At 73.2% G+C, this 15,207-nt stretch carries 12 protein-coding genes; 10 read left to right on the top strand and 2 right to left on the bottom strand.

Annotated elements, in window-relative coordinates:
- Window positions 1-6: 6 nt before the first annotated feature.
- On the top strand, window positions 7-2,151 hold the full coding sequence (locus tag AMK22_RS22100) for a primosomal protein N' (protein ID WP_073787582.1): 2,145 nt from the start codon (window positions 7-9) through the stop codon (window positions 2,149-2,151).
- Window positions 2,152-2,353: 202 nt separating this feature from the next.
- On the opposite strand, the gene AMK22_RS22095 is transcribed toward AMK22_RS22100, so the two are convergent.
- Entirely contained in the window at window positions 2,354-2,902 is a 549-nt protein-coding gene (locus tag AMK22_RS22095; protein ID WP_073787580.1) for a hypothetical protein, read from the bottom strand.
- A 281-nt stretch (window positions 2,903-3,183) separates the two neighbouring features.
- Here AMK22_RS22095 and fmt point away from each other — a divergent pair, with 281 nt between their 5' ends.
- The 4 genes from fmt (at window position 3,184) to AMK22_RS22075 (ending at window position 7,714) form a co-directional block, all read left to right on the top strand.
- Window positions 3,184-4,116 (top strand): methionyl-tRNA formyltransferase, encoded by a 933-nt coding sequence (gene fmt / locus AMK22_RS22090; protein ID WP_073787578.1) that lies wholly within the window; start codon window positions 3,184-3,186, stop codon window positions 4,114-4,116.
- Between the two features lie 98 nt (window positions 4,117-4,214).
- Entirely contained in the window at window positions 4,215-5,648 is a 1,434-nt protein-coding gene (locus AMK22_RS22085) for an RsmB/NOP family class I SAM-dependent RNA methyltransferase (RefSeq protein WP_073787576.1), read from the top strand.
- A gap of 203 nt (window positions 5,649-5,851) precedes the next feature.
- The gene (rpe, locus tag AMK22_RS22080) at window positions 5,852-6,535 is read left to right on the top strand and encodes a ribulose-phosphate 3-epimerase (RefSeq protein WP_073787574.1); all 684 of its coding nucleotides are present in this window, start codon (window positions 5,852-5,854) and stop codon (window positions 6,533-6,535) included.
- A gap of 162 nt (window positions 6,536-6,697) precedes the next feature.
- Window positions 6,698-7,714: a sugar-binding transcriptional regulator gene (locus tag AMK22_RS22075; RefSeq protein ID WP_073787572.1), complete on the top strand. Its 1,017-nt coding sequence runs from the start codon at window positions 6,698-6,700 to the stop codon at window positions 7,712-7,714.
- A gap of 203 nt (window positions 7,715-7,917) precedes the next feature.
- Here AMK22_RS22075 and AMK22_RS22070 read toward each other — a convergent pair whose 3' ends face one another.
- Entirely contained in the window at window positions 7,918-8,940 is a 1,023-nt protein-coding gene (locus AMK22_RS22070; protein WP_073787569.1) for a terpene synthase family protein, read from the bottom strand.
- Window positions 8,941-9,268: 328 nt separating this feature from the next.
- Between AMK22_RS22070 and AMK22_RS22065 the strand changes: the two genes are divergently transcribed.
- The 5 genes from AMK22_RS22065 to AMK22_RS41110 form a co-directional block, all read left to right on the top strand.
- Window positions 9,269-10,735 (top strand): GuaB1 family IMP dehydrogenase-related protein, encoded by a 1,467-nt coding sequence (locus AMK22_RS22065; RefSeq protein WP_073787567.1) that lies wholly within the window; start codon window positions 9,269-9,271, stop codon window positions 10,733-10,735.
- 268 nt (window positions 10,736-11,003) lie between these two features.
- Entirely contained in the window at window positions 11,004-12,461 is a 1,458-nt protein-coding gene (locus AMK22_RS22060; RefSeq protein ID WP_073787565.1) for an aldehyde dehydrogenase family protein, read from the top strand.
- Between the two features lie 136 nt (window positions 12,462-12,597).
- On the top strand, window positions 12,598-13,053 hold the full coding sequence (locus AMK22_RS22055; protein WP_073787563.1) for an Lrp/AsnC family transcriptional regulator: 456 nt from the start codon (window positions 12,598-12,600) through the stop codon (window positions 13,051-13,053).
- A gap of 226 nt (window positions 13,054-13,279) precedes the next feature.
- Window positions 13,280-14,077 carry a carbon-nitrogen hydrolase family protein gene (locus AMK22_RS22050; protein ID WP_073787561.1) on the top strand — a complete coding sequence of 266 codons (798 nt, stop codon included), beginning with the start codon at window positions 13,280-13,282 and terminating at the stop codon, window positions 14,075-14,077.
- Between the two features lie 75 nt (window positions 14,078-14,152).
- Window positions 14,153-15,207: flavin monoamine oxidase family protein (locus tag AMK22_RS41110; RefSeq protein ID WP_242434092.1), on the top strand; the 1,055-nt coding region annotated here is incomplete at its 3' end.

Here is a 15,207-nt window from a genome sequence, read left to right as displayed (position 1 = left end):
GTGGCTGTGAGCAGCGACGACAAGCGATCCGGCGACCCCGGGCCCGGGGCCGGGGAGCAGCTCGCGCTGATCCGGGAGACGGTGCGCGGGGCGAAGGTGCCGCGGGCCAAGCCGCGGACCTGGCGCGGTGCCGCGCTCGCCGAGGAGCTGCCCGTCGCCCGGGTCCTGGTCAACAAGGGCGCGCTCCATCTCGACCAGTACTTCGACTATGCCGTGCCCGAGGAGCTCGACGCCGACGCCCGGCCCGGGGTGCGGGTGCGCGTGCGGTTCGGCGCCGGTTCCCGCCACGTGCGCGGCGGACGGCGCGAGGGCGGGGGACTGATCGACGGCTTCCTCGTCGAGCGGCTCGCCGAATCCGACTACCCGGGGGCGCTCGCCGCGCTCGCCTACGTCGTGTCGCCCGAGCCGGTGCTGAGCCCGGAACTGCTCGCGCTCGCGCGCGCCGTCGCCGACCGGTACGCGGGCAGTCTCGCCGACGTGCTGCAACTGGCCGTGCCGCCCCGCAACGGCAGGGCCGAGTCCAAGCCCTCGCCCGCGCCCCTGCCCCCGCCGCCCCCGCCGCGGCCGGGCAGCTGGGAGCGGTACCCGCAGGGGCCCGCGTTCCTGCGGGCCCTGGCCGAGGGCGGCGCGCCCCGGGCCGTGTGGACGGCGCTGCCCGGACCGCACTGGCCGCGCGAGATCGCCGGGGCCGTGGCCGCGACGCTCGCCTCCGGCCGGGGCGCCCTCGTCGTCGTACCGGACGGCCGGGCCGCGGGCCGGGTGGACGCGGCCCTCACCGAACTGCTCGGCGAGGGGCGCCACGCCCTGCTGACCGCCGACTCCGGGCCGGAGAAGCGCTACCGGGAGTGGCTGGCCGTGCGGCGCGGCTCGGTGCGGGCGGTGGTGGGGACGCGCGCCGCGATGTTCGCGCCGGTCGCGAACCTGGGCCTGGTGGCCGTCTGGGACGACGGGGACTCCAGCCACAGCGACGACAACGCCCCCTTCCCGCACGTGCGGGAAGTGCTCGAACTCAGGGCGGCGCACGCGCGGTGCGCGTTCCTGCTCGGCGCCACGAGCTGCACGGTGGAGGCCGCGCAGCTGGTGGAGAGCGGCTGGGCGCTGCCGCTGGCCGCGGACCGGGAGCAGCTGCGGACCGCGGCGCCCCTGGTGCGCACCGTGGGCGACGGGGAACTGGCGAGGGACGGGGCCGCCCGGGCGGCCCGGCTTCCCAGCCTGGCCTGGCGGACCGTCCGTGACGGGCTGCGCGAGGGCCCCGTGCTGGTCCAGGTGCCGCGCCGGGGATACGTGCCCCGGCTGGCCTGCGAGCGCTGCCGCGAACAGGCCCGGTGCCGTCACTGCGCGGGACCGCTCCAGGCACCGGACCAGCGGGATCTCGAATGCGCCTGGTGCGGACGCGCCGAGACCGACTGGCACTGCGCCGCCTGCGGCTCCGTCCGGCTGCGGGCCCAGGTCGTCGGCGCGCGCCGGACCGCCGAGGAGCTCGGCAGGGCGTTCCCCGCCGTACCGGTCCGCACCTCGGGCCGTGACCACGTCCTGGAATCGGTGCCGGACGCGCCCGCGCTGGTCGTCAGCACCCCCGGCGCCGAACCCGTGGCCGAGGGCGGCTACGCGGCGGCGCTGCTGCTGGACGGGTGGGCGCTGGTCGGGCGTCCCGATCTGCGGGCCGGCGAGGAGGCGCTGCGGCGCTGGACGGCCGCCGCCTCGCTGGTACGGGGCCGGGCGCAGGGCGGCACGGTGGTGGTCGTCGCCGAGCCGACCCTGCGGCCCGTGCAGGCGCTGGTGCGGTGGGACCCGGTCGGGCACGCCCGCCGCGAGCTGGCGGAACGGGCGGAGCTGGGCTTTCCGCCGGTGTCGCGGATGGCGTCGGTGACCGGTTCGCCGGACGCGCTCGCCGCTTTCTTCGCCGCCGCCGAGCTGCCGCCCGAGGCCGAGGTGCTCGGCCCGGTCCCGTTCCCGCGCACCGAACCGGGCAGGCCGCGCAGGCCCGGGGACGCGCCGCCGGGAGAGCCCTGGGAGCGGGCGCTGGTGAGGGTTCCGCCGGGGAGCGGCACGGCCCTGGCGTCCGCGCTGAAGGCGGCGCAGGCGGCGCGGCTCGCGCGGGGCGGCGGCGGCCAGGTCCGGATCCGGGTGGACCCGCCGGACATCGGCTGACGGCCCGGGTCCGGAGCGGGCCGGGCGCGTCCGTCGCCGCCCGCGCACCCGGGGGCGTGGCGGTCGGGTGCGCGGGCACACGTGTGCCCGGCCCGTCGGCCCGTCCGACGCGCCGACGACCGCCACGGACGACGGGCCCGGAGCGCCGGGCACACGGCTGCCCCGCCGTGCGTCGGGCGCGGCGGGGCAGTGGACGGGGTGGTCAGCCGTTGCGCGGGCCGGGGAAGACCCCGGGGCGCAGGTCCTCGCGCAGTGCCGGACGGTCCGCCGGGTGCTGCGGGGGCATGGAGCGCGCGGCGGGCACCGCCGGCAGGGGCGGGGTGCCGCCGGAGCCGGGCGCCATGGGCATCGGGCGCGGCACGGCGCCCTCCCCGGCCGGCTCGGCCGCTCCGGGCTGCCGGGCGTTGCGGCGTGCGCCGTAGCGGCGGTGGACCGCCTGCTTGGTGACCCCGAGCGCGGAGCCCACCGCGTCCCAGGAGAAACCCAGCGAACGGTCGAAGTCCACCGCCGCGGTGACCAGGGTCTCTACGCTGTCGCGCAGTTCCTGGGCCAGCCTGACGGTGGGGGCCGGGGCCCTGCCGTAGACGACGAAGCCCGTGGACGGGCCGGAGCGGCGCGGTCGGTAGACGTTGCCCAGTTGGGCGGTGAGCGTGCGCAGCGCGTCCACCTGCCGCCGGACCCGCTCGATGTCCCGCACCAACAGATGCAGGCTGGCCCGCGCTTGGGCGTCGTGGGTTGCGTGGTCGGCCATGAAGAAGCCTCTCGAACCGGCGTTGAAAGGGATCGGGCCGCACCGTGGCGGCCCGCTTCGGTCAATCTCTCTTGACCAACGCGACAGTCGGTGATCTGGTCACGTGCGGGGGCGCGAGCGCATCCCCGAGGGGCGCGCGGTGACGCGTACGCCCCCCGAGCACCCGGCCCATAGACTTGGGGGCCGACCGGCGGACCGGAGCGGCGTCGTCCCACCGCGCCGGTCGGCCCCCCGCGTCGCAGTTCACCGTACGTTCCGGCCCGAGAGGCAGTCAGCCACCCATGAAGCTCGTCTTCGCAGGCACCCCCGAGGTTGCCGTACCCGCCCTGGACGCCCTGATCGCCTCCGACCGGCACGAGGTGGCGGCCGTCGTCACCCGGCCCGACGCACCGGCCGGGCGGGGCCGCCGACTGGTCGCCAGCCCCGTCGCGGAGCGTGCCGAGGAGGCCGGGATCGAGGTGCTCAAGCCCGCCAGGCCGCGCGACGAGGACTTCCTGGCGCGGCTGCGGGAGATCGCTCCGGACTGCTGCCCGGTCGTCGCCTACGGGGCGCTGCTGCCCAGGACCGCGCTCGACGTGCCCGCCCACGGCTGGGTCAACCTCCACTTCTCGCTGCTGCCCGCCTGGCGCGGCGCGGCCCCCGTCCAGCACGCGGTCATGGCCGGGGACGAGGTGACCGGGGCGTCGACCTTCCTGATCGAGGAGGGGCTGGACTCCGGTCCGGTGTACGGCGTCCTCACCGAGGAGGTGCGTCCCACCGACACCAGCGGCGACCTGCTCACCCGCCTGGCGTTCGCCGGGTCGGGGCTGCTCGTGGCGACCATGGACGGCATCGAGGACGGCACGCTGCACGCGGTGCCCCAGCCCGCCGACGGCGTGACCCTCGCCCCGAAGATCACCGCCGAGGACGCCCGGGTGCGGTGGTCCGAGCCCGCCCTGCGGGTCGACCGGGTGGTGCGCGGCTGCACCCCCGCTCCCGGCGCGTGGACGGTGTTCCGCGGCGAACGCCTGAAACTGGTCCAGGTGACCCCGGTGACGGACCGCGCGGACCTGGCGCCCGGCGAGCTGTCGGCGGCGAAGAACAACGTGTACGTCGGCACCGGGTCGCACGCCGTCGAACTGCTCTGGGTCCAGCCGCAGGGCAAGAAGCCGATGAGGGCCGCGGACTGGGCCCGCGGGGTGCGGATCGTCCACGGCGAGCTGCTGGGGGCCTGAGAGCCCGTCGGGTGACGCCCCCGAGGGCCCCGGGGGCCGGGCGCGGCGACGTAGGCTTGGGGGGTTCGTCCCCTCACCACCAGCGGAGCACCTTTCACGTGAACGACCAGCAGCGTCGCCGTCCCGCCAAGCCGCATCGCCGTCCGAAGAAGGACCCCGTCCGGTTCCTCGCCTTCGAGGCGCTCAGGGCCGTCGACGAACGCGACGCGTACGCCAACCTCGTCCTGCCCCCGCTGCTGAAGAAGGCCCGCGCCGCGGGTGACTTCGACAACCGGGACGCGGCGCTGGCGACCGAGCTGGTCTACGGGACGCTGCGCCGCCAGGGGACGTACGACGCGATCGTCGCGGCCTGCATCGACCGGCCGCTGCGCGAGGTCGACCCGCCGGTCCTCGACGTGCTCGACATGGGCGTGCACCAGTTGCTCGGCACCCGCATCCCCACCCACGCCGCGGTCTCCGCCAGTGTGGAACTGGCCCGGGTGGTGCTCGGCGAGGGGCGGGCCAAGTTCGTCAACGCCGTGCTGCGGAAGGTCGCCGCGGACGACCTCGACGGCTGGCTGGAGCGTGTCGCCCCGCCGTACGACGAGGACCCCGAGGACCACCTCGCGGTCGTGCACTCGCATCCCCGCTGGGTCGTCTCCGCCCTCTGGGACGCGCTGGGCGGCGGCCGGGCCGGGATCGAGAACCTCCTGGAGGCGGACAACGAACGGCCCGAGGTCACGCTCGTCGCCCGCCCCGGCCGGTCCACGACCGAGGAACTCCTCACCGCCCTCGGCGAGGAGAACGGCCTGCCCGGCCGCTGGTCGCCCTACGCCGTGCGGATGGCCGAGGGCGGCGAGCCCGGCGTCCTGGAGGCGGTGCGGGAAGGGCGCGCCGGGGTCCAGGACGAAGGCAGCCAGCTGGTGGCCGCGGCCCTCGCCCACGCCCCCCTGGAGGGCCGTGACTCCCGGTGGCTCGACGGCTGCGCGGGGCCGGGGGGCAAGGCCGCCCTGCTCGCTGCGCTGGCCGCCGGACGCGGGGCCGCCCTGCTCGCCGCCGAGAAGCAGCCGCACCGGGCCCGCCTGGTCGAGCGCGCGCTGGCCGGCAACCCCGGCCCGTACCAGGTGGTCACCGCCGACGGCACCCGCCCGCCGTGGCGTCCGGGCACCTTCGACCGGATCCTGATGGACGTGCCGTGCTCCGGACTGGGCGCGCTGCGGCGCCGTCCGGAGGCGCGCTGGCGGCGTCGGCCGGAGGACCTGGAGGGTTTCGCGCCGCTGCAACGCGGTCTGCTGCGCGAGGCGTTGGCGGCGGTACGGGTCGGCGGCGTCGTCGGCTACGCGACCTGCTCGCCGCATCTCGCGGAGACCCGGGTCGTCGTCGAGGACGTGCTCAGGGGGCGCGGCGGCAGGCCGGCCGAGGCGGAATGGATCGACGCCCGCCCGCTGATGCCGGGAGTGCCCGCGCTCGGGGACGGACCCGACGTCCAGCTGTGGCCGCATCTGCACGGCACGGACGCGATGTACCTGGCGCTGCTGCGGCGCACCGGCTGACGACGCAGCGGGCGTAGGGAGCGCCGCGCGACGTCCCGGCCGACCGGCCGTCGTTCACGGGCCGCCCGGGGTCCGCGTGCGACGGCCGAAACGTCCGGATCGGGCGGATGGTGCGGCCCGGATCCCGCGAACTGTAACGATCCCGTGAGGCTTTGGCCCGCGCAGGGGCGGGGAACCGGTGCGGAGCATGGCAGGCTTGGCACATGGCCCAGATCAACCCCAGCATCCTGTCCGCCGATTTCGCCCGCCTCGCCGAGGAGGCGAAGGCGGTCGAAGGCGCCGACTGGCTCCACGTCGACGTGATGGACAACCACTTCGTCCCCAACCTGACCCTCGGTGTGCCGATCGTGGAAGCGCTCAGCCGGGCCACGGGCACCCCGCTGGACTGCCATCTGATGATCGAGGACGCGGACCGCTGGGCGCCGCAGTACGTCGAGGCGGGAGCCGGATCCGTCACCTTCCACGCGGAGGCCGCCGCCGCCCCCGTGCGGCTGGCGCGGGAGATCCGGGCCAAGGGCGCCCGCGCCTCCATGGCGCTCAAGCCCGCGACGCCCATCGAGCCGTACGAGGACCTGCTCCCCGAGCTCGACATGCTGCTGATCATGACGGTGGAGCCGGGCTTCGGCGGCCAGGCGTTCCTGGACATCATGCTGCCGAAGATCCGCCGCACCCGTGAGCTGATCTCCAAGCACGGGCTCGAACTCTGGCTCCAGGTCGACGGTGGCGTCTCCGGGTCCACCATCGAGCAGTGCGCCGAGGCCGGGGCGGACGTCTTCGTCGCCGGCTCGGCGGTCTACGGGGCCGAGGACCCCGCCGAGGCGGTGCGCGCCCTGCGCGCCCAGGCCGACGAGGCCACCGCCTCGGCCGCCTGGGCCTGCCGCCACTGACACCGAACCACGGCCGGAACGCGCTCCGGCCCCGAACGGAAGTCGGCCCGACCAAGGGCGGATGAACGCGGTCCGACGGGACCGATCAGGGATCGCCGGATCTGACAGGATGAACGGCGTATCGAGAGTGTGAACAGCAGTGAGGAGATCGCGGTGTCTGCAATGTCGGCGGGACGGTCCGCCCTGCGGATGGGGCCCGCGGAGCTGGTGCAGGCGGCGGCCATGGCCCGCCGCTTCTACCTCGAAGGAAAGTCGAAGATCCAGATCGCCGAGGAGTTCGGTGTCAGCCGCTTCAAGGTGGCCCGGGTCCTGGAGACGGCGCTCGAACGCGACCTCGTGCGCATCGAGATCCGTGTCCCCGCCGAGCTGGACGCCGAGCGTTCCGACGCGCTCCGGGCCCGTTACGGGCTGCGTCACGCGGTGGTCGTCGAATCGCCCGCGGAGGAGCCCGACGACGCACCCGACCCGGAGAACCTGGGGGAGGTCGCGGCCGATCTGCTCGGCGAACTGGTGACCGAGGGCGATGTGCTCGGTCTCGCCTGGGGCCGGTCCACGATCCACATGGCCGCCGCCCTCGACCGGCTGCCCCCGTGCACCGTCGTGCAGCTCACCGGTGTGTACGACGCGGGGACGGCCGAACGCGGCTCGGTCGAGGCGGTCCGCCGCGCCGCCCAGGTGGCGGGCGGCGAGGCCCACCCCATCTATGCGCCGATGCTGCTCCCCGATTCGGCCACGGCCGCCGCGCTGCGCCATCAGACGGGCATCGCCCGCGCCTTCGACTACTTCGACAAGGTGACGGTCGCCGCGGTGTCCATCGGCTCCTGGGAGCCGGGCATCTCCACGGTCCACGACATGCTCACGGACGAGGAGCGCGCCCACTACGCCTCGCTCGGTGTCGCGGCGGAGATGTCCGCGCACCTCTTCGACACGGAGGGGCGCCGGGTCGGCCGGGACCTGGGGGAGCGGTGCATCACGGTCGAGGCCGACCGCCTGCGCCGGATCCCGGAAGTGGTCGCGATCGCGGGCGGCCGGCGCAAGGCCGCCGCGATCGGGGCGGTGCTGCGGTCCGGTCTGGTCACCAGCCTGGTGACGGACACGGCGGCGGCCGAGTACCTGCTGACCGAGTCGGCGGCGCCGAGGCGCCCGGCCCTGGAACGGGCCGACCCGGACGGGGCCTGAGCGGGGGACGGGGCAGGAACGGTGCGGCCGGGCGGCCGCGGGCGGTGTCGACGGCCGTCCGCGCCGCCCGCGGCCGGCCGCCGCATCCGTGCCGCGTCATGAACGGCGGCGTCCGTACGACGGCGGGAACGGCGTCCGTGCCGCGCGGGAACGGCGTCCGTGCCGCGGACCGTCCTGACGGTCCGCGGGCGGAGTGCGAGGTGTCAGTCCCGGGCGACGCCCAGGACCGTCGCCTCCAGGTATTCCTCCGGTTCCTCGTACTGGCCCACGTCCGCCGGGTTGTAGCGGGGGGTCTGGCGCGACCAGTCCAGATTGCCGCGCATCCAGCTCCGCATCCCGTCCAGGTACGGCAGGAGCATCCCGGACAGCTGCGGGTAGGAGCTCAGCAGCTCGGCCTCGGCGGCGAGGAACCGCCGGGTCTCCCTGTCGGTCTCGGCGCAGACGTGCTCCAGCGCCTCCCGCTTTCCGTATCCGCGGTGGTGCCGGACCAGATGGACGAGGTTGTGGATCTCGCCGAGGACCTGTTCCTTCTCGTACGAGTACACGTCGTTGGCCCAGCACACGACGTTGCACGAGGCTTCCAGGGCGGTGATGAACCGGGAGTCGTTGTGGATCGACTCGGGGGCCTCGATCCCGGCGACGATCTCTATGAGATCCATGCACACGTGGATCGCGCCCGTGTGGCGCCGCTTGGCGATGTACGTCTCCTCGGACGGCACCACACCGTCCGCGCGGTTCCCGGCCTCCCAGGTGGTGGTTGTCATGAGGTACTCGGTCAGGTGCCAGCCGAACCGGGCGCGCCAGTGCGCGGCGGCATCCGGGGTCGTGCGTTCCCACAGGTCGACCAGGGCGACCACGGCGGCGGGAAGCTCCTCGTCCGGCGCGGTCCCCGTGCCCTTGCCCTCGATCACGGACCTCATCACGGCCACCACGTCGCGCACCCGCTCGGGGCTGCGGCCCAGGTGGCCGTCGTCGAGCTGGTCGTCGACGAGGAACAGCCACACGAACCAGTCGGCGACGAGGTCGAGCCTCTCGGCGTCGGCGGTCGGATACACCATGCCGACGAAGGCCCCGAAGTCCGCCTGATCGAAGCGCTCCCTGGCCGAATCCCGGTGTACCAGACCGGTGTTGCGGATCCAGGTGTCGAGATGGACCCGGGTGTGTGGGACGTGCGGGTTGGTGCGCTGGGGGAACGGGCAGTAGATGTCCGGCAGTTCACTGTCCACGGTGGGTCCTTGATCCTCTCCGGTCGTACCTCTGACGGAGGTTGTGACTCCTCCGCATCCTCCTCCGGGCGTCGTGGTGACCCACGGGACCTGCGGGTTTTGAAGCTACCCGACCGCTTGTGGCCAGGTCCAGGGATGATGATCGTGAATGATTCCGAATGCCGCGGGGCATGATGCGAGGACGGCCGGGTGCGTGGCGCGACCGAGGAGGGGTCCGTTCGCCCGGGGTTCCCGCGCGTCCTCATTGGAGGAACGTACGAGCGCCGGTGCTTTTTGCTGTGCCTTCGTGAACGCGACCTGCGCCGTTTCGTATGAAAAAATGAGCATCATGCGCTTTCTTGAGCCCGGCACCGGTCGCTACACGGAGTCCCCCTCGGTTCCGTACGACCTCACGTACGACGACGTCTTCATGGTCCCGGGGCGTTCGGCGGTCGGTTCCCGCCAGGGAGTCGATCTCTCCTCGCCCGACGGCACCGGCACCACCATCCCACTGGTCGTGGCGAACATGACGGCCATCGCGGGCCGCCGGATGGCCGAAACGGTCGCCCGCCGCGGCGGGCTCGTCGTCATCCCGCAGGACATCCCGATCGACGTGGTCACCGATGTCGTCTCCTGGGTGAAGAAGCGCCATCTGGTGCTGGACACGCCGATCGTGCTGACGCCCGGCCAGACGGTGGCCGACGCGCTGTTCCTGCTGCCGAAGCGCGCGCACGGCGCCGGCGTCGTCGTGGACGAGGATCACCGGCCCGTCGGTGTCGTCACCGACCACGACCTGGGCGGTGTCGACCGCTTCACCCAGCTCTCCGAGGTCATGTCCAGGGACCTGATGCTGCTCGACGCGGACATCGCGCCGCGCGACGCGTTCCACGAACTCGACGGTGCCCACCGCAAGTTGGCTCCCGCGGTCGACGCGGACGGCCGGCTCGTCGGCATCCTCACCCGCAAGGGCGCGCTGCGCGCCACGCTGTACACCCCGGCCACCGACGCCGCGGGCCGGCTGCGGATCGCCGCCGCGGTCGGGATCAACGGCGATGTCGCGGGCAAGGCCAAGCAGTTGCTCGACGCGGGCGTCGACACGCTCGTGGTGGACACCGCGCACGGCCATCAGGAGTCCATGATCGGCGCCGTCCGCGCGGTCCGGGCGCTCGACCCGAGGGTGCCGCTCGTCGCGGGCAACGTCGTCGCCGCCGCGGGGGTGCGCGACCTCGTCGAGGCGGGTGCGGACATCGTCAAGGTCGGTGTGGGACCGGGCGCCATGTGCACCACCCGGATGATGACGGGTGTGGGCCGGCCGCAGTTCTCCGCGGTCCTCGAATGTGCCGCCGAGGCGAAGAAGTACGGCAAGCACGTGTGGGCCGACGGTGGCGTCCGGCACCCGCGCGATGTCGCGATGGCGCTCGCGGCGGGTGCCTCGAACGTGATGATCGGGTCGTGGTTCGCCGGTACGTACGAGTCGCCCGGCGACCTCCAGCAGTCCGCCGACGGGCGCTTCTACAAGGAGTCCTTCGGCATGGCGTCCGCGCGCGCCGTGAAGAACCGCACCTCGGACGAGTCGGCGTACGACCGGGCCCGCAAGGGGCTCTTCGAGGAGGGCATCTCCACCTCGCGGATGTTCCTCGACGCGGCCCGGCCCGGTGTGGAGGACCTGATCGACTCGATCATCGCGGGCGTCCGTTCCTCCTGCACCTACGCCGGTGCGGCGTCGCTGGAGGAGTTCACCGAGAAGGCGGTCGTCGGGGTGCAGAGCGCCGCCGGGTACGCCGAGGGCAAGCCGCTGCACGCCAGCTGGAGTTGATCCCGCTGCCGCCATGATGCGGTTCACCGGCGGGAGTTGATCCCGCCGCCCGGCGCGGTGATGCCGCAGCCGATCCCGCGCCCGTCACAACACCTTTGCCCCTCACGGCCGTTCGCGCCGTGAGGGGCAACCGCATTCCCGCCCGGGAACGGGGCACGGTTGTCCGATTACGGTGCCTGGGTGGCCTGAGCCACGGCCCAACTTCCCCGGAGCCTCAGTAGTATGAACGGCAATCAGCTGCCCGGCTCTCTCTGCGGTAAGGGATCTCATGTCCTTCTTCACTGACCTGGCCCATCAGTACATCGACGGAGAGTGGAGGCCGGGCAAGGGATCCTGGGACATCATCGACTTCAACCCGTACAACGGGGAGAAGCTCGCCTCGATCACGGTCGCCACGGCCGACGAGGTGGACCAGGCGTACCGCTCGGCCGAGACCGCCCAGCACGCCTGGGGCGAGACCAACCCGTACGCCCGGCGGCAGGTGCTGGAGCGGGCACTGCGCATCGTCGAGGAGCGCGAACAGGAGATCAGCGACGCGATCGTCGCGGAACTCGGCGGCACCCGGCTGAAGGCGGCGTTCGAGCTGCATCTGGCCAAGGAGTTCCTGCGCGAGTCGATCCAGCTCGCGCTGCGGCCCGCCGGGCAGATCCTGCCCTCGCCGACCGAGGGCAAGGAGAACCGCGTCTACCGGGTGCCGGTCGGCGTCGTCGGCGTGATCAGCCCCTTCAACTTCCCGTTCCTGCTGTCGCTGAAGTCGGTCGCCCCGGCCCTGGCGCTCGGCAACGCCGTGGTGCTCAAGCCGCACCAGAACACCCCGGTCTGCGGCGGCACGCTGGTGGCGAAGGTGTTCGAGGACGCGGGGCTGCCGGCCGGGCTTCTCAACGTCGTGATCACCGATATCGCCGAGATCGGCGACGCGCTGCTGGAGCACCCCGTTCCGCAGGTCATCTCCTTCACCGGCTCGGACAAGGTGGGGCGGCACGTCGCCACGGTGTGCGCGGCCAACCTCAAGCGGGCCGTGCTGGAGCTCGGCGGGAACAGCGCACTGATCGTCCTCGACGACGCCGACCTGGACTACGCCGTGGACGCGGCCGTCTTCAGCCGCTACGTGCACCAGGGCCAGGTCTGCATGGCCGCGAACCGCATCCTGGTCGACCGGGCGGTGGAGAAGGAGTTCACCGAGAAGTTCGTCGCCAAGGTCGCGTCGCTGCCGGTCGGTGACCCCGCGGCGCCGGACACCGTGATCGGCCCGCTGATCAACGCCACCCAGGCCGAGGCGATCACCTCGCTCGTCGACCAGGCGGTGGAGGACGGGGCCACCGCCCTGCTGCACGGTCGGGCCGAGGGCAACCTGGTGAGCCCGTCCGTGCTGACCGGCCTGCCCGCCGATGCCCCCGTCCTGTCCGAGGAACTGTTCGGACCGGTCGCGCTCGTCGTGCCGTTCGACGGCGAGGACGAAGCGGTGCGGATCGCCAACGACACCCCGTACGGGCTCAGCGGCGCGGTGCACACCGGCAACATCGAGCGCGGTGTGCGCGTCGGGCAGCGCATCCACACCGGAATGATCCACATCAACGACGGCACGGTCCACGACGAGCCCATCGTCCCCTTCGGCGGTGAGAAGAGCTCCGGCCTCGGCCGGCTGAACGGCGACTCCATGGTCGAGGCGTTCACCACGCAGAAGTGGATCTCGGTGCAGTACGGCCGCTCGCGCTTCCCCTTCTGACGGGGTCGCGCCCGCGACGCGGTTCCCTTCCCCACCGCCCCGCCGGGTGCGCCCGGCGGGGCGGTGGCGTGTTCTACTTCGGGGGCGGCCCGCGCCGCCCCCGAACCGGCCATCGCAGAGAAGTGAACCGCCCGACGTGCGCCTGAACGACCTCGACGAACGCATCGTCCACGCCCTCGCCGAAGACGCCCGGCGCTCCTACGCGGACATCGGCGCGCTCGTCGGTCTCTCCGCCCCCGCGGTGAAACGCCGCGTGGACCGGCTGCGCGCCGAAGGGGCGATCACCGGGTTCACGGTGCGGGTCGACCCGGCGGCGCTGGGATGGCAGACCGAGGGCTACATCGAGATCTACTGCAGCCGCAACACCTCCCCGGAGGCGATCAAGCAGGGGCTGGAGCGCTATCCGGAGGTCGCGTCGGCGTCCACGGTGACGGGCGAGGCCGACGCGCTGGTGCAGGTCTTCGCCGCGGACATGCGTCACTTCGAGCAGGTGCTGGAACGGATCGCGGGCGAGCCGTACGTGGAGCGGACCAAGTCCGTGCTGGTGCTGTCGCCATTGCTGCGCCGGTACACGTCGGGGCCGCCGCAGTAGGCGCGGTGCGCCGGGAGGACCCGGGCCGACCCCGCCCGGGCGGACCGGCTGAGACCTGCGTCACCCTTCTGACCTGGGACGACGCCCGGCGCAATGAATCGCCGCAGCGGGCCCGTGACGCGCAATGGATCGACGGTGGATGCGCAACGGTCGCGCCTTGTCCGCCCCGAGCGGCGGACCGTACCGTCGATACGTCCCGCCCCGCCCCCATCGCCCGAGGTCAGACATGCCGTCGCTGCGCACCGCCCTGCTCCAGAGCTCCGGACGCCCCGGGCACGTGGACACGAACCTCGCGGCGCTCGACGAAGCGGCGCGGCGGGCGGCGGACGCCGGGGCCCGGCTCATGGTCTGCCCCGAACTGTTCCTGACCGGGTACGCGATCGGTGCCGACGTGGCCCGGCTGGCCGAACCGGCCGACGGGCCGTCCGCCGGGGCCGTCGCAAAGATCGCGGCCCGGCACGGGCTCGCGGTCCTGTACGGATGCCCGGAGCGCGACGGCGAGCGGATCTTCAACACCGCACGGCTCGTCGGCCCGGACGGGGCGGCGCTCGCGAACTACCGCAAGACCCATCTCTTCGGCGACTTCGAGCAGGAGTGGTTCACCCCGGGCGAGCACCCCGTCGTGCAGGCCGAACTGGACGGCGTCCGCGTCGGGATCCTGATCTGCTACGACGTCGAGTTCCCGGAGAACGTCCGCGCACACGCCCTCGCCGGCACCGAGCTGCTGCTGGTGCCCACCGCGCTCATGCACCCGTACCAGTTCGTCGCCGAATCGCTCGTCCCGGTACGGGCCTTCGAGAGCCAGATGTACGTGGCCTATGCCGACCGCACGGGCCCGGAGGGCGCGTTCGAGTTCGTCGGGCTGAGCTGTCTGGCCGGCCCCGACGGCACCGTCCGCGCCCGCGCCGGACGCGGCGAGGAACTGATCATTGGCGACGTCGACCCCGCGCTCCTGGGCGCGTCGCGCGAGGCCAACCCGTATCTGCGCGACCGCCGCCCCGGCCTGTACGGCTCCCTCGCCTGAGCCCGGGCCCGCCACCCCTTCCGTTCCACCGTCTCGTTCCACCGCTCTCGTTCCCGCGCAAGGAGTCCGTACCCCATGACGTCCACGGTGCCCAACGCCGCCCAGCACACCGAGGCGGCCGAGCCCATCACCATGTTCGGGCCGGACTTCCCGTACGCGTACGACGACTATCTGGCGCATCCCGCGGGGCTCGGGCAGATCCCGGCGACCGAGCACGGCACCGAGGTCGCCGTCATCGGCGGCGGGCTGTCCGGCATCGTCGCCGCGTACGAGCTGATGAAGATGGGCCTGCGGCCCGTCGTGTACGAGGCCGACCGGATCGGCGGCCGACTGCGCACCGTCGGCTTCGACGGCTGCTCCGCCGCGGGCGGAGGAGGGGAACTCACCGCGGAGATGGGCGCGATGCGCTTCCCGCCCTCCTCCACCGCGCTCCAGCATTACATCGACCTGGTCGGCCTGGAGACCAGGCCGTTCCCCAACCCGCTCGCCCCGGCCACCCCGTCGACCGTCGTCGACCTCAAGGGCGAGTCGCACTACGCGCGGACCATCGACGACCTGCCGCAGGTGTACCGGGACGTGATGGACGCCTGGAACCGGTGCCTGGAGGAGGAGGCCGACTTCTCGGACATGAACCGCGCGATGCGCGAACGCGACGTGCCGCGCGTCCGGGAGCTCTGGTCGAGGCTCGTCCACCGGCTCGACAACCAGACCTTCTACGGCTTCCTCTGCGACTCCGACGCCTTCAGGTCGTTCAAGCACCGGGAGATCTTCGGCCAGGTCGGTTTCGGCACCGGAGGATGGGACACCGACTTCCCCAACTCCATCCTGGAGATCCTGCGCGTCGTCTACACCGAGGCGGACGACCACCACCGCTCCATCGTCGGCGGCAGCCAGCAACTCCCGCTGCGGCTCTGGGAACGCGAACCGCGCAAGATCGTCCACTGGCCGCTGGGCACCTCGCTGTCCTCGCTGCACGGCGGCGAACCGCGCCCCGCCGTCACCCGGCTGCACCGTACCGCCGGCAACCGGATCACCGTCACCGACGCCGCCGGCGACATCCGCACCTATCCGGCAGTGATCTTCACCGGACAGTCCTGGCTGTTGCTCTCGAAGATCGACTGCGACGACGC

It is taken from the genome of Streptomyces sp. CB01580 (assembly GCF_001905795.1).
GTDB lineage: Bacteria > Actinomycetota > Actinomycetes > Streptomycetales > Streptomycetaceae > Streptomyces.
The sequence above is the reverse complement of the archived record's forward strand: the minus strand, read 5'-3'. Positions and strand labels throughout refer to the sequence as shown.